The organism is Pelagimonas phthalicica, from assembly GCF_004364805.1.
GTDB lineage: Bacteria > Pseudomonadota > Alphaproteobacteria > Rhodobacterales > Rhodobacteraceae > Pelagimonas > Pelagimonas phthalicica.
Window position 1 is genome coordinate 261026 of record NZ_SOAP01000003.1, and the last position, 20241, is coordinate 281266.

General features: G+C 57.6%; 21 protein-coding genes. 15 read left to right on the top strand and 6 right to left on the bottom strand.

Annotated elements, in window-relative coordinates; genetic code table 11:
• The first annotated feature begins 60 nt into the window (after positions 1–60).
• The 15 genes from CLV87_RS19400 to CLV87_RS19470 all read left to right on the top strand — a co-directional run bounded on the left by CLV87_RS19400 (position 61) and on the right by CLV87_RS19470 (position 15210).
• Positions 61–1287 carry an extracellular solute-binding protein gene (locus CLV87_RS19400; RefSeq protein WP_099248829.1) on the top strand — a complete coding sequence of 409 codons (1227 nt, stop codon included), beginning with the start codon at positions 61–63 and terminating at the stop codon, positions 1285–1287.
• 65 nt (positions 1288–1352) lie between these two features.
• A complete protein-coding gene (locus CLV87_RS19405; RefSeq protein ID WP_099248830.1) occupies positions 1353–2378 on the top strand; it encodes a carbohydrate ABC transporter permease in 1026 nt (341 codons plus the stop codon).
• Between the two features lies 1 nt (position 2379).
• The gene (locus CLV87_RS19410) at positions 2380–3261 is read left to right on the top strand and encodes a carbohydrate ABC transporter permease (RefSeq protein WP_099248832.1); all 882 of its coding nucleotides are present in this window, start codon (positions 2380–2382) and stop codon (positions 3259–3261) included.
• A gap of 124 nt (positions 3262–3385) precedes the next feature.
• Positions 3386–3916, top strand: a complete 531-nt coding sequence (locus CLV87_RS19415) for an ester cyclase (protein ID WP_099248834.1) — start codon at positions 3386–3388, stop codon at positions 3914–3916.
• Between the two features lie 11 nt (positions 3917–3927).
• The gene (hisD, locus tag CLV87_RS19420) at positions 3928–5256 is read left to right on the top strand and encodes a histidinol dehydrogenase (protein WP_099249368.1); all 1329 of its coding nucleotides are present in this window, start codon (positions 3928–3930) and stop codon (positions 5254–5256) included.
• 64 nt (positions 5257–5320) lie between these two features.
• The gene (locus CLV87_RS19425; RefSeq protein WP_099248836.1) at positions 5321–6370 is read left to right on the top strand and encodes an ester cyclase; all 1050 of its coding nucleotides are present in this window, start codon (positions 5321–5323) and stop codon (positions 6368–6370) included.
• A complete protein-coding gene (locus tag CLV87_RS19430) occupies positions 6367–7131 on the top strand; it encodes an SDR family NAD(P)-dependent oxidoreductase (RefSeq protein ID WP_099248838.1) in 765 nt (254 codons plus the stop codon). Before CLV87_RS19425 ends, CLV87_RS19430 begins: the two co-directional genes overlap by 4 nt.
• Positions 7128–8153 (top strand): LacI family DNA-binding transcriptional regulator, encoded by a 1026-nt coding sequence (locus CLV87_RS19435; protein WP_099248840.1) that lies wholly within the window; start codon positions 7128–7130, stop codon positions 8151–8153. The genes CLV87_RS19430 and CLV87_RS19435 overlap by 4 nt, the downstream gene beginning before the upstream one ends.
• Positions 8140–9129: a nuclear transport factor 2 family protein gene (locus tag CLV87_RS19440; RefSeq protein WP_099248842.1), complete on the top strand. Its 990-nt coding sequence runs from the start codon at positions 8140–8142 to the stop codon at positions 9127–9129. The genes CLV87_RS19435 and CLV87_RS19440 overlap by 14 nt, the downstream gene beginning before the upstream one ends.
• A gap of 165 nt (positions 9130–9294) precedes the next feature.
• The gene (locus CLV87_RS19445; RefSeq protein WP_099248844.1) at positions 9295–10257 is read left to right on the top strand and encodes a cupin domain-containing protein; all 963 of its coding nucleotides are present in this window, start codon (positions 9295–9297) and stop codon (positions 10255–10257) included.
• Between the two features lie 26 nt (positions 10258–10283).
• Entirely contained in the window at positions 10284–11408 is a 1125-nt protein-coding gene (locus tag CLV87_RS19450; protein ID WP_099248846.1) for a cobalamin-independent methionine synthase II family protein, read from the top strand.
• Positions 11405–12100 (top strand): alpha/beta fold hydrolase, encoded by a 696-nt coding sequence (locus CLV87_RS19455; protein ID WP_099248848.1) that lies wholly within the window; start codon positions 11405–11407, stop codon positions 12098–12100. The genes CLV87_RS19450 and CLV87_RS19455 overlap by 4 nt, the downstream gene beginning before the upstream one ends.
• Positions 12097–12792, top strand: coding sequence for an RraA family protein (locus CLV87_RS19460; protein WP_099248849.1), 696 nt, complete (start codon positions 12097–12099; stop codon positions 12790–12792). Before CLV87_RS19455 ends, CLV87_RS19460 begins: the two co-directional genes overlap by 4 nt.
• 243 nt (positions 12793–13035) lie before the next feature.
• A complete protein-coding gene (locus tag CLV87_RS19465; protein ID WP_235871996.1) occupies positions 13036–13374 on the top strand; it encodes a carboxymuconolactone decarboxylase family protein in 339 nt (112 codons plus the stop codon).
• Between the two features lie 78 nt (positions 13375–13452).
• Positions 13453–15210, top strand: a complete 1758-nt coding sequence (locus CLV87_RS19470) for a sigma-54-dependent Fis family transcriptional regulator (protein ID WP_099248850.1) — start codon at positions 13453–13455, stop codon at positions 15208–15210.
• A 166-nt stretch (positions 15211–15376) separates the two neighbouring features.
• Here CLV87_RS19470 and CLV87_RS19475 read toward each other — a convergent pair whose 3' ends face one another.
• The 6 genes from CLV87_RS19475 to CLV87_RS19500 all read right to left on the bottom strand — a co-directional run bounded on the left by CLV87_RS19475 (position 15377) and on the right by CLV87_RS19500 (position 20241).
• Positions 15377–16954 carry a GMC family oxidoreductase gene (locus CLV87_RS19475; protein ID WP_099248851.1) on the bottom strand — a complete coding sequence of 526 codons (1578 nt, stop codon included), beginning with the start codon at positions 16952–16954 and terminating at the stop codon, positions 15377–15379.
• A 12-nt stretch (positions 16955–16966) separates the two neighbouring features.
• A complete protein-coding gene (locus CLV87_RS19480) occupies positions 16967–17560 on the bottom strand; it encodes a gluconate 2-dehydrogenase subunit 3 family protein (protein ID WP_133840849.1) in 594 nt (197 codons plus the stop codon).
• Between the two features lie 31 nt (positions 17561–17591).
• Positions 17592–18293 carry a lipoate--protein ligase family protein gene (locus CLV87_RS19485; RefSeq protein WP_099248853.1) on the bottom strand — a complete coding sequence of 234 codons (702 nt, stop codon included), beginning with the start codon at positions 18291–18293 and terminating at the stop codon, positions 17592–17594.
• Positions 18290–18979 carry a 2-oxo acid dehydrogenase subunit E2 gene (locus CLV87_RS19490; protein ID WP_235871997.1) on the bottom strand — a complete coding sequence of 230 codons (690 nt, stop codon included), beginning with the start codon at positions 18977–18979 and terminating at the stop codon, positions 18290–18292. Before CLV87_RS19490 ends, CLV87_RS19485 begins: the two co-directional genes overlap by 4 nt.
• Positions 18976–19209, bottom strand: a complete 234-nt coding sequence (locus CLV87_RS19495; protein WP_099248854.1) for a biotin/lipoyl-containing protein — start codon at positions 19207–19209, stop codon at positions 18976–18978. Before CLV87_RS19495 ends, CLV87_RS19490 begins: the two co-directional genes overlap by 4 nt.
• 72 nt (positions 19210–19281) lie before the next feature.
• The gene (locus CLV87_RS19500; protein ID WP_442417500.1) at positions 19282–20241 is read right to left on the bottom strand and encodes a transketolase C-terminal domain-containing protein; all 960 of its coding nucleotides are present in this window, start codon (positions 20239–20241) and stop codon (positions 19282–19284) included.

Consider the following 20241-nt stretch of genomic DNA (forward strand, 5'->3'; position numbering starts at 1 on the left):
AGACGGGCAATCAAGGGTGCAGCCTTCGAAGATGCACCCACCATCTAGGGAGGAAGACCAATGTTTTTTAGGAAAGTGGCACTGTCCAGCGCCTTGGCCCTTATGGCAGGAAACGCGTTCGCCTGCGAAATCAGTGCGCGTGTGAATATCATCGGAAACGAGTTCCCGGCGATCCAAACTGTTGGCGCAGGGGCTGCTGAATGCACGGGCTCTGTGGTGACAAAGAACCTGACAGCTGATCACAAGGACATCCACGTGGCCGGCATGCAGGGCAACCCAGCGGAATACACGTCGGCCATCGTGGCGAATTCGACCCTGACGATCCTCATGAACGACGATCTGGTGCGCCCATTGGATGATCTTGTTGCCAAACATGGGCAGAGTTTGCAGAAATCACAGCTGATCACCGTCGACGGCAAAGTTATGGCTGTCGCCTTTATGGCGAATGCCCAACACCTTATGTATCGCAAGGATATTCTGGCTGATCTGGGTATTGAGCCGCCCAAAACCTACGAAGAAATGCTGGATGCGGCCAAGATGATCCGCGACAAGGGCGTCATGCAAAACCCCATCGGCGGCGCTTATGCTGCGGGGTGGAACCTGGCGCAGGAATTCAACAACATGTTCATCGGCTATGGTGGCACCTTCTTTAAGGAAGGCACCGCAGAGCCGAATATCAACTCGGAAGCCGGCGTTAATACGCTGAACATGATGAAGGCGCTGACCGAGTATATGAACCCCGACTTCCTCACCCATGACTCGAACGCGACAAATGCAGAATACCGCGCGGGCAATATTGCACTTTTGAACATGTGGGGCTCGCGCGCGGCGACGCAAACCACCGCTGATGGTGTCACGGACGCGGTCAAGAATGGCCACGCAATTGCTGGTCCGATGACCGTGGGTGGCGGATCGACCCCTGCGTCGACCCTGTGGTGGGACGGCTGGACCGTTGCCAAGAACATCAGCGACGACGAAGCCGAGGCGACCTTTATCGCCATGATGAACGGTATCCGCCCCGAGCTGATGCAGGACGCCGAAGTGGCCTCGCAGGCTGTTTGGCTGATCGAGGGCTACGAGCCAACAGAAGCAGCCGTTGGTGTGTTCGACGCCGCGAAAGCGGGCACCGTGCCCTACCCGATGGTTCCGTATATGGGCCTGATGCATGGCGCGATCGGCAACGAGTTGGCTGATTTCCTGCAAGGCAAGGAAAGCGCTGAGCAAGCGCTGGCCGATATCGAAGCCGCCTATCGTGCTGCTGCCGTGGAAAAAGGCTTCCTCAAGTAAGCCTTCCTCCCGACCGGAGGGGAGCGATCCTCTCCGGTGTCCTTTCACCTAGTCCGGGTCCCGAGATGAAACATAGAACGTTCTTCTGGTTCTTTTTGCCGACGGGTCTTGCGATGTTTCTATTCATCGCTCTGCCGATTGTTTCGGTTGTGACCCAATCGGTCTTTGCGCCGCACGAAGCGGTTCTGAAAACTGTCGAAAACTGCACTCCGCTGGTGGGCTGCACGACCGAAACAACCATCGACCAGGAGGCCACGCGCGAAATTCGCGAAGCGCAGCCCCTGGGCCGGTTCGTCGGGCTGGATATCTATCTGGACCGCGGACACCTTGCGATCGCCGAACTGAGGGAGGCCTGGAATTCGGCTGAGACCTGGGGGGATTTCTGGGACCGGCTGTTCAACTTGCCGCTTTACCGCGCGCTGGCCTTCACCCTGACCTTTACCTTCATCGTAACCCCGATGCTGATCGTGGTTGGCTTGATGATTGCGCTGGCCGTGAACTCGCTGCACCGCCACTTGAAGGGGTTGATGATCTTCTTTTCGCTCTTGCCAATGATCGTGACGCCGCTGATTGGCTCACTGATCCTGTTCTGGATGGTCGACAGTCGCGGCATAATCGGATCGGCACTTGTGGCTCTTGCGGGGGACCCAAATTTCTCGCTGAAAGCCTCGACCGGACTGACCTGGATTATGCTGATCGTTTATGGGATCTGGCATTCGGCTCCGTTTGCTTTCGTGGTCTTCTATGCCGGGCTTCAAACCCTGCCCAAAGACCAGATCGAAGCCGCCCAAATCGACGGTGCCACCCGCTGGCAACAGATCAAATACGTTGTTGTCCCGCATCTGATGCCGCTGGTGACCTTTGTTGCGCTGATCCAGTTGATGGACAACTTCCGGGTCTTCGAACCGGTGGTCGGCTTCAACGCCTCTGCGCATGCGACCTCGCTTAGCTGGATCATCTTCAACGATCTTGGCGGCGAAACCCGACAGCTTTCGGCTGCGTCGGCAACCTCGGTTCTCACCATCATCGGCGTCGCCATCCTGTTGTCACCCGTGCTGGTGCGCACCTGGCGTGATTTCAAGGGGAAGTAACATGGCCTCCAAAGCACAAAGACGCCCGCTGGGGTTAAACATTTTGATCTATGGCTTTGTCGGGCTGTGGTTCATCCTTGCCGCCTTCCCGTTCTTTTGGACACTTTGGGGATCCTTCAAGGTCGAACTCGATTTCTTTTCGATTGCGGATTGGACAAATGCGATCACTGGGGAACGTACCCAGGCGGCGTATGACAGTGCCTTTACCGGTGCCGCTTATCGAGGCGCTTGGATACAGGAAGAGTTCTGGCGCAATGTCATCAACACCTTCCTTGTGTGTTTCTTTGTGGTTCTGACCTCACTGACCATCGGAACGCTGGGTGGGTATGCCCTCTCACGGTCGGGTTATCGCTATACGTTCTGGCTACTGATCACCGCGCTGATCTTCCGCGCCATGCCGCCGATCACCCTTGTCGCCGGTTATCTGCTGCCCTTCTTTGAATGGAACGTTTGGGGCATTTTGCCGACCACCATCATTGTGCTTGTGGCAATCAATCAGCCCTTCACGCTGTGGATGCTGCATTCGTTTTTCCAGAACATCCCCAAGGAACTGGACGAAAGCGCCAAGGTTGATGGCTGCACCCAGTTTCAAGCCTTTCGCCATGTCATCGTGCCGGTCATGTGGCCGGGCGTGATCACCACCGGCCTGTTCAGCTTCTTACTGGCCTATAACGACTTTGCCGTGACCGCGATGCTTTTGAGCGAAAGTAACCGGACCATGGTGCCTGCTATCGCTGCTTTCCTTGGCACGACTTATACTGAGGGCAACGTGATGTTCGCTGTTGCGGCTGTTGTGTCGGCCACTGCGCCCCTGTTCGTCCTTGTAATGTTCTTCCAGCGTCAGATCGTATCAGGTCTGACCGCCGGGGCCGTCAAAGGATGAGCTCATCCGCCCGTCATAACGCCATGTCACGCCATCCGGCGTTGAACAGAATGCCACGGGATTTTCTGAGTGGGGTTCGCGTCACCCCCTCACAACCCCAACGCATTCTGAAAGGAGAGGCCAGATGAAAGGCTCCCGCCCCGAACAAGCCGTGCTGACACGCGACACTGACATGAGCAAAACCGATGATACCCGCCGGGTGATCGAAACCATGGTGGACGGTCTGAACGACCACCGCATCGACGACATTGGCGAGTTCTTTGCGCAGGGGTTCCGCTGGATGGGCAACCAAGGCTGCGGCACCAAGATCGGCCTGAAGGAGTTTCAGGACAACTGGCAACGCCCGTTTCAGGCGGCGTTTTCAGACAAAACCTGCATCGACGAAGCCCGCCTTTATATGGGCGAATGGGCTGCTGCCTTTGGCAGGCAGGAAGCCACCCATTCGGGTGTGTTTCTTGGCATAGCGCCCACCGGAAAACGCATCGAGATCCGCTATATGGATTTCTGGAAAGTCGTTGACGGCAAGATTGTCGACAACTGGGTCAATGTCGATTTCGCCCATGTCGCCGCGCAGCTCGGTGTCGACCTTTTTAACGGTGAAGGATGGGAAGCATTTGATCGCGGCGAAAAAGACGCGCCGCGCCCCGACAAATAAGGAAAAAGATGATGGCCATAGAATATCTCAAACGTGGCAAACCCGAAGCAGATCGCGCCGAGGATGATGCCAAAACAGCTGCCGTGGTCGAGGCCACGCTGAAAGACATTGAGACACGTGGTGACACAGCCGTGCACGAACTGGCGGTCAAGTTCGACAATTACGATCGCCCCAGCTATCGCCTGTCCGAAGACGAGATCGCGGCCATCATCGCCAAAGTCTCGGATCAAGACATGGCTGATATCCGCTTTGCCCAGCAGCAGGTGACGAACTTTGCACAGGCGCAGCGCGACAGCATGTTGGATATCGAGCTTGAAACCCTGCCTGGCGTGATCCTTGGCCACAAAAACATTCCGGTGCAATCAGTGGGCTGCTACGTTCCCGGAGGCAAATTCCCGATGGTTGCCTCGGCGCATATGTCCGTTGCAACGGCCAAAGTGGCGGGAGTGCCGCGCATCGTCGCTTGCACACCACCCTTTAACGGCGAGCCGAACCCGGCAGTGATCGCCGCCATGCATCTGGGCGGCGCAGATGAAATCTATGTTCTTGGGGGTATCCAGGCCGTTGGAGCGATGGCCATTGGTACCGAAACCATCGCGCCTGTGCATCTCTTGGTTGGTCCCGGCAACGCCTTTGTGGCCGAAGCCAAGCGTCAGTTGTTTGGTCGCGTTGGTATCGATTTGTTCGCTGGCCCGACCGAAACCATGGTGATTGCAGACGACACGGTCGACGCCGAGCTATGCGCCACCGACCTTTTGGGGCAGGCCGAGCATGGATACAACTCCCCTGCCGTGCTGGTCACCAACTCGCGGGTCTTGGCCCAGAATACTCTCTCCGAGATCGAGCGTGTTCTCGAGATCCTGCCCACTGCCGGTACTGCGCGGGTCAGTTGGGAAGAATACGGTGAGGTGATCCTGTGTGATACCTATGATGAGATGCTATTGGTCGCTGACGACATCGCCAGCGAGCATGTGCAGGTGATGACGGATCGCGATGACTGGTTCCTTGAGAATATGACCTGCTATGGGGCGCTTTTCCTTGGGCCCCGTACCAATGTCGCGAATGGGGACAAAGTGATCGGCACCAATCACACGCTGCCGACCAAAAAGGCCGGGCGCTATACGGGTGGTTTGTGGGTGGGCAAGTTCCTGAAAACACACAGTTACCAAAAGGTGACCACGGATGAGGCCGCAACTTTGATCGGCGAATACGGCTCGCGTCTTTGCATGTTGGAGGGATTTGTTGGTCACGCCGAGCAATGCAATCTGCGGGTTCGCCGCTATGGCGGGATCAATGTGCCCTATGGCAAAGGCGCGCCCTATCGCGAAGCTGCCGAGTGAGGACAGCTTGGGTGCGAGAGGCCAGCCTCTCGCGCTCTCCGGAGTTTTTTGACCAAGAAGAAACATGGATCGACATACGCAACACAAGGCTTTGATCGCCCCCGTGCTGACCGCAATGCGAGACTTTGCGGAACGGCCGGTACGGGATGCGTTGGACAGGCTTTTGGGGGACATTGCAGAGGTCCGTCTATGTCATCCCATCGGCACGCTGCGTGGTGCGCGAGCGTTTTATAACGCCGCCTATGCTCCTCTTGTTGCGGCCATGCCCGATCTGGAGCGGCGCGACTGGATCGTTATGGCGGGAGTGGATGATCATGGCTGTGATTGGATTGGGTGCGGCGGCCATTATGTCGGGACGTTCATGGCCCCGTGGTTGGACATTCTGCCGACAGGTCATCTGGCGCATATGCGGTTTCACGAGTTCTATCGGTTTGAAGGTAATAAGGTCGTCGAGGTGCAGGCGATCTGGGACATACCTGAACTAATGATGCAGGCTGGGTCCTGGCCGATGGCACCGTCGCTTGGGCGCGAAATGCTTGTCCCTGGCCCAGCAACGCAAGACGGGATTATCGGCGGTCCTTGGGATGAAGAGCGGGCCAAGGCGTCTTGCGACCATATTTTGGATATGCTGGCGCATCTGGTCCGGCATCCAGTCCAAGGTGGCCCTGAAGTGATGGAGATGGAGCGCTTTTGGCATCCGCGTTTCAACTGGTACGGCCCCGCCGGAATCGGGTCTACTCGCGGGATCGAGGGCTTTCGCAACTGGCATCAGATTCCTTTTCTGGCGGCCATGCCAGATCGCGGTGCACGGGATGACACGTTGACGTTCCACTTCTTTGGCGACGGCGATTACGCGGCCGTTACGGGTTGGCCAAACATGCGACAGACAATCAGCGGCGATGGTTGGCTGGGGATCGCACCTGCGGGCCAAGACATTGCTTTGCGTTCGTTGGATTTCTGGCGTGTTGAAGACGGGCTGATACGTGAGAACTGGGTGTTGGTCGATCTGCTGGACATTTTCGACCAGTTGGGAGTGGATGTGCTGGCGCGAATGCGCATGTTCAACAAGGCCCGCGTGGCGGGCGAAATCAAGAATGTCGGAGAGCTTCTATGACCCTGCCCAAGACCCCTTCGTTCCGCCTCGACGGAAAACGCGCATTGGTGGCCGGGGCCAGTTCGGGCATTGGTTTGGCCTGTGCCGTGGCGCTGGCCGAAGCGGAGGCGCATGTGGTTGTGGCGGCGCGGTCTGTGAACAAACTGGCCAATCTGGTGAGCGACTTGCAAGCCGCAGGGTTCAGTGCTGAAGCCGTGGCGTTGGATGTATCGGATGTCGGGTTGATCGATGCCGAGGTGGCCAAACACGGACCTTTCGACGTGCTGGTCAATTCTGCCGGGATGGGATTGCCTGCCTCCGCACTCGATACGACCGAAGATCGTTTTGACGCTGTATCAGATATCAACATCAAAGGTGCCTATTTCCTGACCCGTGCCGTTGCGCGCGGTTTGATCGAGGCCGGAAAACCCGGTTCCCTGATCAACATCTCATCGCAGATGGGACATGTCGGAGGAATTGATCGAACTGTCTATGCCGCTACCAAACACGCGGTCGAAGGGTTCACCAAATCGATGGCCATCGAATGGGGGGCAAAAGGTATCCGCGTCAATACGATCTGCCCCACATTCATATTGACACCCCTGACGCAGGTGACCTTCGACAATCCTGAACGTGCGGCCTGGATCAAGGAAAAGATCAAACTGGGCCGGGTTGGCGAAGTCGAGGACATCATGGGGGGCGTTGTATATCTGGCCTCCGAGGCCTCCAGCTTGGTCACGGGAACCGCCTTGATGATCGACGGGGGGTGGACGGCAGAATGAAACTCAAGATCACATCTGCCGAAGTTGCCGAGCGCGCCGGTGTCAGCCAGTCTGCGGTCAGCCGCGTGTTTACCCCAGGAGCCTCCGCATCGAAAAAAACGGTCGAGAAAGTGCGAAAGGCGGCGGACGAGTTGGGATATCGCCCCAATGTTCTGGCGCGCGCGATGGTTTCAGGGCGCTCGCGCATTATCGGGCTGGTCGTCGCCTATTTGGAAAACCAGTTTTACCCAATTGTTCTGGAAAAGCTGTCCAATGCGCTACAGGAACTTGGCTATCACATTCTGATCTTCACCGCGCCAAATTCGGCGGACGGGATCGACGCTGTGATCCAGGACCTGATGGATTATCAGGTTGACGGGATTGTAGCGGCCTCGGTCTCTCTGTCATCTGACCTTGCCGAGCGCGCCACACAAGCAGGAATTCCGGTGGTGTTGTTCAACCGGGGTCAGGACAACAGCCCCTTTGTTGAAGTCACCTCGGATAATATTGCCGGGGGGCGGCAAGTGGCGCAATTCTTGCTGGACGCGGGCCATGAGCGGATTGCGCACATCTCTGGATGGCAGGGAAGCTCCACCGGGCGTGAACGTCAACAGGGCTTTAACGCTGCCCTTGACGAGGCTGGAACCACGTCGATTGCCACACTGGACGGGATGTATAGCCGCGATGTCGCCATGGCCTGCACTGACCGTCTGCTGAGCGATTATAGCCCGGACGCCATTTTTGTTGGCAATGACCATATGGCCTTTGCCGTGATCGACACGTTGCGTGCCCGTGGGATCGAGGTTGGCAAGGAGATTTCGGTGATTGGCTACGATGATGTGCCGATGGCGTCCTGGGGAGCTTATGACCTGACGACGATACGTCAGCCCGTCAACCGTATGGTTGATGCTACGGTCTCAGCGCTGATGCAGCATATCGACAATCCCAACATCGCTGCCCCCCGGCGCGAAGCCATAGAGGGTCCGTTGATCGTGCGACGATCCGCCCGCAAACCCAAAGGATGGACGAATGAAGGGATTTGACCCCAAGTTTCGGGATTTCCCGGACTATATTGTCGGTATCACCAAAGAGATTTGGGAGGATCGCGGGCTGGCAACGCTGCATGAATACTATGCGCCCAATATAGTCGTCCGCATGCCAGGTAGTGTTTCGACCGGCAATCAAGGGGTGATTGCGGCGACCGCTGCGACCTTGGCCGAGTTCCCGGATCGCACCCTGTTGGGAGAAGACGTGATTTGGTCTGGCACGCCCGAAGACGGCATGCTGTCTTCGCATCGGATCCTGTCGACAGCCACCCATCTGGGCGATGGTCAGTTTGGCGCTGCGACCGGTAAAAAGCTGGTCTATCGCATTCTTGCGGATTGCCACGCCAAGAACAATGCCATCGATGACGAATGGCTGATCCGCGATAACGGCGCAGTTGTGCGCCAGATGGGCTGGGAGCCCAAGGAATATACCCGCGACCTGATCGCGCGAGAGGGCGGCCCCGAAGCCTGCGCGAAGCCTCTTACGCCTGACAATGATCTGGACGGTCCTTATCAGGGGCGCGGCAATGAAAACGCATGGGGTCAGCGCCATGCGGATTTGCTAAGGCGGATGATGAAGGCAGACATGACCGCCGTGACATCCGAATATGACCGGGCCGTCCAGTCAGAGTATCCCGGTGGCGCAACTGGTCACGGCCGGGATCCCGTCGACCGGTTCTGGATGTCGCTGCGCGCGTCTTTGCCGTCGGCCAAGTTCACAGTTCATCACCAAATCGGTCGCGACGACCCCAATATGCCGCCGCGCTCGGCGATCCGCTGGAGCCTGCATGGCAAGCATGATGGTTGGGGGTGTTTGGGTGCTCCGACAGGGGCTGATCTGTACGTTCTGGGTATTAGCCATGCCGAATGGGGCGAATTGATTGGCGGCGAGATCAAGCTGCGGCGTGAATGGACCTTGCTTGATGAAACTGCGATCTGGAAACAAATCCTGCTGCATACAGGGGATCTTTGATTGGCGCATTTCGGCTCATATCGAGAAAGCCGGCTTTGCTCGGATCAAGGCGCGCGACGCTTTCACGCGCACCGTGCCAGCTTGAGGGCGCGTCGACTGAACAATCGCCCGCCTGGAAATGGGGTTTGACCCGATCAAACCCCAATTCCAAGAAGGAGAAACGACATGAGCAAAATTGAATCACGCATCGTTCGCTATGGTGAACTGCAACCCTGTAAAACCGCCTTTATTGACGCGCACACGCCAGGTTCGGACCAGAAAGAAAACTTCACCATCATCGGAGGAGGCGTGTCCGAAAGCCCTGACCAACACGTTCATATCACCGATAAGATCGGCTTTAACATTGGAGCCGCGGGGCAACCTCCGAAATGTCGTAACAGTTTGCACAGCCACACCACCGCAGAGGTCTTTTTTGTGGCCAAGGGGCGCTGGCGATTTTTCTGGGGATTGCACGGCACGGCGGGCGAATTCGTCGCCGAGGAGGGTGATATTTTCAATATTCCCACAGGCATTTTTCGCGGCTTTGAAAACGTGGGCCATGATTATGGGATGATCATGTCGATCCTTGGAGGGGACGATGCTGGTGGGGGTGTCACCTGGGCCCCGCATGTCATCCAGGACGCCCAGGCGCATGGGTTGATGCTGGGCGAAAACGGCGTGCTTTATGACAGCAAAAAAGGCGAGGAACTGCCCCATAATGTTTCCCCGATGCCGCTTTTGACCGATGAGCAGCTGAAGGACTTTCCCGAGGTGCCGGTGGATGCGGTGATCGGCCGTTACGTCGCCCGTTACTGGGACCTGGCTGCTCTTGCGGCCAACGCGCCTGCCAAGGTCATTGGCGAAAACGCCATGATCAAAGACAAGCCGGGGTTTGAGGTTGAATTCTTGGCGCGTGGCTCGGCCCAAACCAAGGTTGTCACTGCTGACAAACCCGTTGTCCTGATGCCTGCGCGCGGCCACTGGCGTGTGTCGGTGAATGATGTGACCACCACCGTTTCGAGCGGTGACACAGTGCTGGTCTTGCCAGGTGAACGCTATGCAGTTGCGCCGTCGATGACAGGCGAGGCCGGGCTTTACCGCATTACTGCCACCGACGATCCAGCTGGTGCGACTTGGACCGGTAACTGATCAAGCCCAGGGGGAAGGAGCCCAATATGACACGTATCAAAACAACCCATGTGGGTTCCCTGCCACGCAGTCAGGATGTGGTCGACTTCATCTTTGCGCGCGAGAATGAGACGCCCTTTGACCAAGCCGAGTTCGACGCTTGTATGACGTCCGCCGTTTCTGAAACCGTGCGCAAACAGGTGGAGGCGGGCGTTGACATCGTGTCTGACGGCGAGACTTCCAAAATCTCTTATGCCACCTATGTAAAGGACCGCTACACCGGCTTTGCAGGCGACAGTCCACGCAATGCCCCTGCCGATCTAAAAATGTTCCCCGGTTTTTTGAAACGCCTGGCTGATGACGGCGGCACGCCGCAATATGCCCGCCCCATGTGTGTGGGCCAGGTCGTCTCAAAAGGGCAGGGCGAGCTGGAAAAGGATATCGCCAACCTGAAAGCTGCCATGGCCGAACATGGCGCGGAACGGGGCTTTATGAATGCTGCTTCGCCCGGGGTGATCTCGCTGTTCTTGCAGAACGATTACTACAAAAATCGCGAGGCTTATTTGGCCGCGTTGGCCGATGCAATGAAGACGGAATACGAGACCATCGTCGGCTCGGGGTTGGATCTGCAACTGGACTGCCCGGATCTGGCGTTATCGCGCCATATGTTGTTCACGGACCTGTCGGATGAGGAATTCATCAAGGTCGCCAATATGCATGTCGAGGCGCTGAACCATGCGCTGTCCGACGTGCCCGCCGACAAGGTGCGTGTGCATATCTGCTGGGGTAATTACGAAGGCCCGCATTGCTGTGACATACCCATGTCCAAGATGTTTGACACTTTGATGGCCACCAAGTCACGCTATGTACTGTTCGAAACCTCGAACCCACGCCATGGCCACGAATGGACCACCTTTCGCGACCGCAAAGGGGATATTCCCGACGATAAGGTGCTGGTGCCCGGCGTGGTCGACACCACCACCAACTTTGTCGAACATCCCGAATTGGTCGCCGAACGGATTGCGCGCTTTGTTGACATCGTTGGCGCTGAGCGTGTTCTCGCGGGCTCCGATTGTGGCTTTGGCACATTTGCTGGCTTTGGCGCGATTGATCCGGACATCGCCTATGCCAAGCTCACATCTCTGTCTGAAGGGGCCGTTTTGGTTTCATGATACCTCTTGTTTTGCTGCCCGGCATGATGTGCGACGCGCGCCTGTTTGGGCCGCAGATTGGTGCGCTGTCGAGGCGCGCTCCGCTGATGACATCGCCGATGGGCGGGTATGACAGCATGTCTGCTCTGGCCCAGGGGGTTCTACGTCACGCTCCGCCCCACTTTGCCATGGCGGGGCTGTCCATGGGCGGCATTCTGGCGATGGAGGTCTTGCGCCAAGCCCCGGAACGCGTGGTCGGGATTGCCCTGATAGACACCAACCCCTTGGCCGAAAAGGATGAGGTAAAAGCCCGCCGAGCCCCTCAGATTACTGCCGCCGAAAGCGGCGATCTGCGCCGCGTGATGCGGGAAGAAATGAAACCAAACTATCTGACAGACGGCCCCAATCGCGAGGCCATTCTGGACCTGTGCATGGCGATGGCAATGGATTTGGGGCCAGGGGTTTTTGTGAACCAGTCCAAAGCCTTGCGCGATCGTCCGGACCAGACCGAAACACTGCGCGCCTTTGCTGGTCCGGCTCTTGTTTTGTGCGGGCGTGATGATGCGCTGTGCCCTGTTTCTCGCCATGAACTGATGCATGATTTGATGCCTCACAGCACTTTTGAGATCATCGAGGACGCGGGCCACCTGCCCACGCTGGAACAACCTGAACAAACCACGGTGGCGCTGTCCCGCTGGCTGGAGGCCTTATGACACCATCCCTTCTTACGCTCCTGCAAAAGGTCGATACGCCCACTGTCTGCAATGCCATCGAAGTGGCACAAGGCAAACGTGGCTTCAACGATTTCACACGCGGCACCATGCTGTGTTCGGACCCGGCTGGCGGGGCGATGGTGGGGGTTGCGCGCACCGCAAAAATTGCCGCCGTCAACCCACCCGAGGAAGACGCGGATGTGATCAAAGAGCGGCGGATGGCCTATTATCGTCACATGTCCGAAGGTCCTCGTCCGGCGGTTTCCGTGGTTGAGGACATGGATTTCCCGAATTGCATCGGAGCCTATTGGGGGGAAATCAACACCACTGTCCACAAAGGCTTCGGTGTTTCGGGCGCTTTGACCAATGGCGTGATGCGTGATCTCGGCGATTTACCAGAATGCTTCCCAGTGGTTGCTGGTTCCATCGGCCCATCGCATGGCTTTGTTCATGTCAAAGAGATAGGTACCGAGGTCGAAATCTTTGGGATGAAGGTGCGCGACGGCGACTTGGTTCATGCCGACCGCCACGGTGCCTTGGTCATTCCGACCGAGGTTGTGCCCCTGCTAGAGAATGCGATCCACAAGCTGCTCGGCACTGAAAAGCTTATATTGGACCCGGCCCGGTCCGACGGCTTTGACTTCAATACTTTCGAAAAAGCCTGGGCAGCGTTTGAGGCTTCTCGAACCTGACGCCAAATTTCCTAAGCGCAAGCCCATGTTTCCGCCTCTGTAGGTAACTTTGGCCGTTAAGAACTGTCTCATTTGACGCCAGATGAGACAGTTTTCGACGCGCGAATGCAGAACTCGTTTCAGATGTTTCGCACTTTTCCACACCCGGCAATACTCGCGCGGAGAGAGAGGGAGGCGTGCGAGCAAATTGGTGCGGGGTTATCTGCATCCTGAGGCTTGCACTTTTGATGGAGAACTCGAAACGTGACGACAACATACAATGACCGGGCAACGGAAATCGACAAACGGGTCGGCGCCCTGTTCAAGGCGACCCCATCGGTCATGACATCCTACAGCCAACTGGTGAAGGCAGCTTCTGCTGATGGAGCTTTGGACAGCAAAACCAAAGAGCTGATGGCGTTTGCGATATCGATCGCGATCCGGTGTGAAGACTGTATTGTGTTTCATTTGCGCGCCGCGTTGAAACATGGGGCCAGTCAGGAGGAGGTGATCGAAGCGATCTCGGTTGCGGTTGAGATGGGCGGCGGCCCCTCTGTCGTCTATGGCGGTCGTGCGCTGAAAGCGCTGGAGGATTTGGCGTAATGCGCGGCCCGAAACGCTTCAAATTGGACAGGTTGCTCCATCTGGATCATAATCGCGCGTGGAGATCAGGCATTTTGAATGGCTGACAATCGAAAGGGACTTGTGGTGTCAGGGTTCATGGACAGGTCGTCGGTAGACAGGCTGCTGCAATCCTCAAAGGATCGCAGCCGGTCGCAGCACAACCTGTCTTCAAGCACCAAATCTCCGATCCTGCGATTGCAAGCGGACGAAATCGCCTTTCGCAACGAGAAATTCCTGGATCAAATTGGTGGGGCGGTGTCCGAAGTCGACAATTCCGCCCTGCTGCCCAGCCGATCCAGATATTGCCTGCTGATCACCGACGCCGAGGGGATTGTGATTGAATCCTACGCGCCAGAGGGGTTGGAAGCCGAGTTTCAAAAAAGCGGGCTTGTGCGTGGCGGGGTCTGGGATGAGCGTGTCGCGGGAACCAACGGCATCTCGATGTCGTTGCAAAGCGGGCGTGTTTTGACCGTGCTGGGCGATGAGCATTTTTACAATTGTTTTCATGATTTCAGTTGCAGTTCGGCACCGCTGACCGATGCGGAAAACAACCTGATCGGCACCATAACCCTGGTTGGGTCGGCGCGCCGGCGCCAAGAAGAGCACGCGCTTTGCGAACAGGTGGTCCGCCGTGCTTCGCGGCAATTTCAAACGCGGCTGTTTCGCAATTTCCATGCCGACAGGCTCACGGGGCGGTTGTTGTCGCGTGATCCCAAAACCCGGCGGAGTTTTGAAACGCTGGTGGCCTGCGACGAAGACGGGACGGTGATCTCGCATCTGCCATTATGGCGCGATGCCGCCCGCCCGACAGAACATCAAAACCTGGCTGGGCGACATATTTCTGATCTGAACGATCTTGAAATCACATTGCGCGGGCCTGCCGCTGTACCCCCTCGGCGGCGCGTTGCGCCTGCCGATACGCCGCTCATCTCAGCCCGGGTGGAAAGGGAAACGGCGCTGGGTCGTCTGATCTCGGAGGGGGGCAATCTTGCAACGCTGGCTGATCGCGCCCGCAAGCTGCTTGCCCATCGCGTGCCGCTGCTGATTTGCGGCGAACCGGGTGTCGGTGTCGACGGGTTTGCAAGAGCCTTGCTGGAAGAGCAATCGCTGATTTCCCCAATGGGATTGACCCTTGATGCGGCTGATAGTGACGCCGAGGCTGATCTGAAAGAAGCCCTTAACAGTCTGAATTTTCTCAGCGAGTATCCGGTCGACAATGTGGTTCCGACGTTGATCCTGCGCAATATTGAAAGCCTGCCGCGTCCTGCGCAGGTAATCCTTGAGCGCTTTCTTGATGTCGACCCAATGGCGGCTCGGACAAAGGCCGAACCACCGGCGGTTTTGTTCACAACAGACAAAACCTGGGCAGAGCTGGAGGGTGACGACGCCATTCCCAAGGGGCTTTTGTACCTGTTGGGGCAATCGGTGGTGGAACTGCCGCCCATTGCAGCGCGAGACACGGAAACCGTTCTGGACAATGTTGTCGCCGAGAATTTTGCAGGCGCGGTTGAGATTGCTGACAACGCGCGGGATGTGCTGGTTGGCTACCATTGGCCAGGCAACCGGCGCGAAATACGGTCGGTCCTGCGAGAGGCGATGATCTGCGGCAATGGAAAACGCATCAATGTCACAGATTTGCCAGCACGACTGCTTGCGCCGCGCGAAGACAAGGCCAAAACACTGACGCAAGCCTCGCTCAGGGATGCTTTGGACAGCACAAACTGGAACGTCTCCAAGGCTGCGCGTCTTTTGGGCAAAAGCCGAGCAACCGTTAACCGATGGATTGCGTCCGAAGGCCTACAACGCCCCGAATAACCCTTTCAAAACAAACACGGCCGGGCAACAGGGCCCGACCGCGTCCGGGGAGGATCTTTGGGTCTCTCGCTGCGTTTCGCGAAAGGATGGATCGCAATGACCTTGCCACGCTGTGCGCTTTCAGGTCGGTTGCGATCCAGGTGGTTCACCCCTTTCTCGATACGCCTTAGATGTTCTGGGCGTTCATCTCTTGCGCGATGTATTCCGCCTGCCTGATGGCCAAAGCCACGATGGTCAGCGTCGGGTTACAGGCCGCCGAGGATGTGAACTGGCTGCCGTCCGAGACGAACAGATTGTCAATGTCATGCGATTGTCCATAGGCATTGACCACGCCTTTGGTCGGGTCGGCATGCATCCGGTTGGTGCCCATGTTGTGGGTTGCCGGATAGGCCGGCAACTCATACACATCTGTGGCCCCGACGGATTCATAAATCTGCGCCGTGGTTTCGTACATATGCGCCGTCATCTCGTAATCGTTGTTATGCGGCGTTTTAGAGATGATCGGGACAGGCAACCCGTGTTGATCCACCTCGCTGTCATGGAGCGTGATCGCGTTGCGCTCTTGTGCCAGATCTTCGCCCAGGACCCAGACACCTGACATGCGGTCATAGCCTTCGAGCGCGCGGGTGACACTGCGGCCCCAGCCGGTATTGCCCGGTTCAAGGAAGGCCGCCATGAAGGGCAAGCCAAGAGACAGGAATTCAAGGTAATAGCCGCCACTGAACCCGCGTGCCGGGTCGTGATACACCTCGTCACCGACGACTCCCGCCACCGAGGTCCCGCGATACATATGCACCTTTTCCGGCAGCACGGCATAAACACCGCCCGTGGTGTGGTTCATATAGTTCTTGCCCACCTGACCCGACGAATTGGCCAGTCCATCTGGGAACATCGAAGAGGCCGAATTCAAAAGCATCCGCGGGCTTTCGATGGAGTTCCCAGCCACACAGACAACCCGTGCCTTTTGACGGAATTGATTGCCATCCTTGTCAGCATAAACAACCGCGCTGGCCTTGCCGGTCTCGTCATGTTCGATTTTCAGAACCATCGCGTCGGTGCGAATTTCGCATTTGCCGGTGTCTTCGGCCCGCGGGAGTTCCGTATACATGGTCGACCATTTCGCCCCGATGGCACAGCCCTGCATACAAAAGCCAATCTGCTGGCAAGCAGGACGGTCGTCGCGATCAACCGAGTTGATCGCCATCGGACCAGAACGATAGTCGCTGCGCCCGGTGCGACGACACCCTTCGGCCAGCACGCGGAAACCATTGTTCCACGGCAGGTGCGGCATGCCGGTGGTTTTACCGGTGACACCCATCTTCAGCTCGGCCTTTTCGTACCAGGGGGTCATTTCCTCAAGGTCAATGGGCCAGTCTTCGACGTTCGCTCCTTCGATTGCGCCGTAATTTGTGCGGGTCTTGAATTCGAAATCCTTGAACAGGAGGGCCACGCCCGCCCAGTGGATGGTCGATCCGCCATAGCCTTTGACGATCCAAGCGGGCAGGGTCGGATGGTTCACCGCGCCGTGCCAGCCGCCGCCGGAATAGCGTTTGTCCAGCCACGAGATCTTTTGGAACATCGCCCATTCGTCGTTTTCGATATCGCTGAGGTCAAAGCGTTTTCCAGCTTCGAGGACGACCGATTTAATGCCCTTTTGCGCAAGTTCATTGGCCAATGTGCCGCCGCCTGCGCCCGAGCCGATGATGACGACTACACTGTCGTCGTTCAGGTCAAATTGTGTCATTTTGTGTCTCCCTTAGCTCTGGACGTCGGCCAAACGCTCTTCGAGGGTCGGGCCCTCGGGAACGAATGTGATGTCGGAAAAGCCTCGGTCGATATAGCCACCGTGCTCGGCCGAAGATCCTTCGTAGCCAAGCAGGGGCCAGACATCTTTGTTGTCATAGATGCCGAAATAAGCCGTCCAGCGAACTCCCTGGAAAAAGCCCTCGTGCTGGAAGTGCCGCAACAACCCTTCGCGGGCATCGGGATCTTCGATTTCGACATAGGGAACCCCGTGGAGCTCCTGCGCTTTTGCATCGATCTGATCCAGGCCGTCGGTCAGACCCTTGGCCATGTCCTCATTGGCCTCGGCATTGTTCATGACGGTTGTTGCTATGGCTTGGTAATGCGACAGTTGCAGAATATCGGGGTGTGGGTAGATGTCCTGTACCATGCGCAGAAGGCTGGTGCTTTGCGCTTGGGTCAAGACATCTGACGCGGCAAAGGCAGTGCCGCCCAGCATCGCGTTTGTTGTGACGCCGGCCATGGTCGTCGTCATCAGGAACATGCGTCGGCTCATGGCCGCCTTGTCCTCTTCCGATTTACCTAGCCTATGGAAACGAATACTCATTTTCTTCCTCCCAGTGAGTTTGGTTGCGCGGTCAGGCCGCTCTTTTTTCACGCAGCATTAATGCAGACAGCCGATCCTCCGCGGCTCTGATCAACGCTCCGGGAAAGCTCCTTTGTTGATTTGGGGCCTCTGACATGAGCGAGGCGATTGTGGTGTGGGCATCCGGTCGCAGCAGCGGGTCGGATGGGAATGCGGCCTGGTTCAACAGGCAAAGTTCGGCCCAATGGCCGGGATCGGGCAGGTGCAACAGGATCGCGGCGTGAAGCAGGGCGACCCGCCCCTCTGGTGTGGTTCGCACGCGCTGCGCGGTGCCGGCGAGTTTGCGTCCTTGCACCAAGACGTTCCACGCACCGTCACAGAACGAGCCGGGGCAAGCCCCCGTTTGCGCGTCAATGTCAAAGCGAGACAGCGCTTCGGCCAGAGCACCACAAATCAGACGATATCCATCCTCCAAGGAAAATCCTGATCCGTGTGGCGCGCAGATTGCCAGGTTCAGCGTGCAGGCCCCCTGTGGGACGATCCCGCCTCCGCTGCCGCGGGTCACCACTTGGTATCCCGCAGCTTGGGTTTGTTGCAGATGCGCCTGAAAAGCGGGGCGCCGCGCCACTGCCGAAGGAAGCACAAGTGCCTGGGCTTCGGCCTGCCACAGCAGCAGGGCAGGTTTGCCCGCCTGAAACAGGGCCGCTTCGCGTGCAACCCCGTCTTTTGCTGTGGCAAACGGGGCGATAATCATGGTGCAAAATCCTCTATTTCTGCGCAAAGATCGGTCAGGAAAGCCGCAGCAGGGGCACCGTCAATCGCTCTGTGATCGAATGTCAGTGACAATCCGGCATAGGGTTTCCAGATCAGGCTGTCCCCGTCCCGGACCGGGGTTTCCACGCTGCGCCCGATCCCCAAAATGGCGATTTGGGGCGTGTTTATGATCGGGGTAAATTGTTCGACCCGGCTAAGCCCGAGATTGGAGATGGTGAACGTGCCGCCCGTCATTTCCGGCACTGTCAGCTTGTTGGTATTGGCCCGCTGCACAAGATCGCGCCGCGCGGCATTCAACTCAGCCAGACTCATGCTTTCCGCACCAAAGATCGCGGGGGCGGCCAGCAAGTTGCCCGGCAAAGCAATCGCAACACCCAAATCGACTGTTTCGGACAGATGCACCTCACGCCCCTGAACCCGGCCATTGATGTCGGGGTGTTTTTTCAGGGTGCGGATAACCGCACCCATCAAAAGGTCTTCGACCGACAGCGCTGTTCCTTCGCTCTTCAGCCGGGCTTTGGCCGCCAAAAGAGCCGTCATGTCAGCGCGGGCATGATGGGTCAGTTGGGCGGCCTCTTGCAAAGACGCCGTCATCTTGTCGGCGATCATGCCACGCGCGCCGCGCAGGGGAACCACTATGGCCTCGGTGATGGGTTGCGCGGTCACGAGACGTCTCCGATCACGTCGCCCTTGGCCGCAACCTCATCCTGCGCCTTGGCGATGCTCAGCGTGCCGCTGGCTGGGGCAAGGATTTCGTATTGAACCTTGGCTGTCATGATCTCAGCGATCAAAGCGCCTTCGGAGACGAGTGCACTGTCGCTGGCCAGCCAGGCGGTGATGACGCATTCTTCGTCACCGTCCCAAAGGTCAGATGGAATGATGATATCGGTAGCCAATTGGCAATCTCCTCTTGTGGCCACCCCGCATTTTCGGGGTGGCATCTGGTTTTTTGGTGATGTTGAGTGAGGTCAGGCCGGAACCGGTGCCCCGCACATGTCGCGGGCTGCGGCAACGATCTTGTCCGCATTGGGCAGGCAGTGCTGCTCCATCACGCGGGCAAAGGGGATTGGCACGTCGGGATAGGCGATGCGCTTGGGCGCGGCTTTGAGGTCTGCCATATTGCTTTCAGTGACAGTGGCAATGATTTCGCCCGAGACGCCGTAGCTGTGATAATCCTCATCCACCACGATCAGCCGCCCGGTTTTGGCAACGCTGGCGCGGATCGTGTCGCGATCCAGCGGCACCAGCGAACGCAGATCGACCACCTCGGCGCTGATGCCCTGTTCCACCAGTTTGTCAGCAGCTTTCAACCCGTGATGCACGCCTTGTGCAATGGATACGATGGTCACATCGCGCCCTGCGCGCGCAATCGCGGCCTTGCCGATTTCGACCTCATAGCTTTCTTCGGGCACATGCACGATGGCTCCCTTTTCGGTGCCGAGCCAGCCCATGCCCTGCAAACCTTTGTGATACATATAGATCACCGGGTTCGGATCGCGCAGCGCGGCGGTCATCAACCCTTTGGCATCATAGGCGTTGGAGGGGCTCACGACCTTCATGCCGGGAAGATGTGCAAAGCTGCCATAGAGGCATTGTGAATGCTGCCCGGCGTCGGAATACCCACCCCCGGTCGAGGTCATCAGCACCATCGGCACGTTGAATTTTCCACCCGAGAAATAGGTGTTCTTGGCCATCAAATTGTAAATCGCGTCAAAGCAGACGCCGAAAAAGTCAACGAACATCAGTTCGACAACCGGCTTCATGCCATCCTGCGCCGCGCCCACGGCGGCACCAATAAACCCGGTTTCCGAGATTGGCGTATCGCGGACGCGCTCTTTGCCAAATTCTTCCAAAAGGCCGCGGGTATTGCCAAAGACGCCGCCCAGTTCGGCAATGTCTTCGCCCATCACAAACACGCTCGGGTCAAT

Bases quoted from the DNA above. Each gene is read 5' to 3' on its own strand.
- CLV87_RS19460 (WP_099248849.1), top strand. From the start codon at position 12,097: ATGACACCATCCCTTCTTACGCTCCTGCAAAAGGTCGATACGCCCACT.
- CLV87_RS19430 (WP_099248838.1), top strand. From the start codon at position 6,367: ATGACCCTGCCCAAGACCCCTTCGTTCCGCCTCGACGGAAAACGCGCA.
- CLV87_RS19440 (WP_099248842.1), top strand. From the start codon at position 8,140: ATGAAGGGATTTGACCCCAAGTTTCGGGATTTCCCGGACTATATTGTC.
- CLV87_RS19400 (WP_099248829.1), top strand. From the start codon at position 61: ATGTTTTTTAGGAAAGTGGCACTGTCCAGCGCCTTGGCCCTTATGGCA.
- CLV87_RS19455 (WP_099248848.1), top strand. From the start codon at position 11,405: ATGATACCTCTTGTTTTGCTGCCCGGCATGATGTGCGACGCGCGCCTG.
- CLV87_RS19435 (WP_099248840.1), top strand. From the start codon at position 7,128: ATGAAACTCAAGATCACATCTGCCGAAGTTGCCGAGCGCGCCGGTGTC.
- CLV87_RS19445 (WP_099248844.1), top strand. From the start codon at position 9,295: ATGAGCAAAATTGAATCACGCATCGTTCGCTATGGTGAACTGCAACCC.
- CLV87_RS19405 (WP_099248830.1), top strand. From the start codon at position 1,353: ATGAAACATAGAACGTTCTTCTGGTTCTTTTTGCCGACGGGTCTTGCG.
- CLV87_RS19485 (WP_099248853.1), bottom strand. From the start codon at position 18,293: ATGATTATCGCCCCGTTTGCCACAGCAAAAGACGGGGTTGCACGCGAA.
- hisD (WP_099249368.1), top strand. From the start codon at position 3,928: ATGGCCATAGAATATCTCAAACGTGGCAAACCCGAAGCAGATCGCGCC.
- CLV87_RS19425 (WP_099248836.1), top strand. From the start codon at position 5,321: ATGGATCGACATACGCAACACAAGGCTTTGATCGCCCCCGTGCTGACC.
- CLV87_RS19470 (WP_099248850.1), top strand. From the start codon at position 13,453: ATGGCTGACAATCGAAAGGGACTTGTGGTGTCAGGGTTCATGGACAGG.
- CLV87_RS19450 (WP_099248846.1), top strand. From the start codon at position 10,284: ATGACACGTATCAAAACAACCCATGTGGGTTCCCTGCCACGCAGTCAG.
- CLV87_RS19410 (WP_099248832.1), top strand. From the start codon at position 2,380: ATGGCCTCCAAAGCACAAAGACGCCCGCTGGGGTTAAACATTTTGATC.
- CLV87_RS19475 (WP_099248851.1), bottom strand. From the start codon at position 16,954: ATGACACAATTTGACCTGAACGACGACAGTGTAGTCGTCATCATCGGC.
- CLV87_RS19415 (WP_099248834.1), top strand. From the start codon at position 3,386: ATGAAAGGCTCCCGCCCCGAACAAGCCGTGCTGACACGCGACACTGAC.
- CLV87_RS19480 (WP_133840849.1), bottom strand. From the start codon at position 17,560: ATGAGTATTCGTTTCCATAGGCTAGGTAAATCGGAAGAGGACAAGGCG.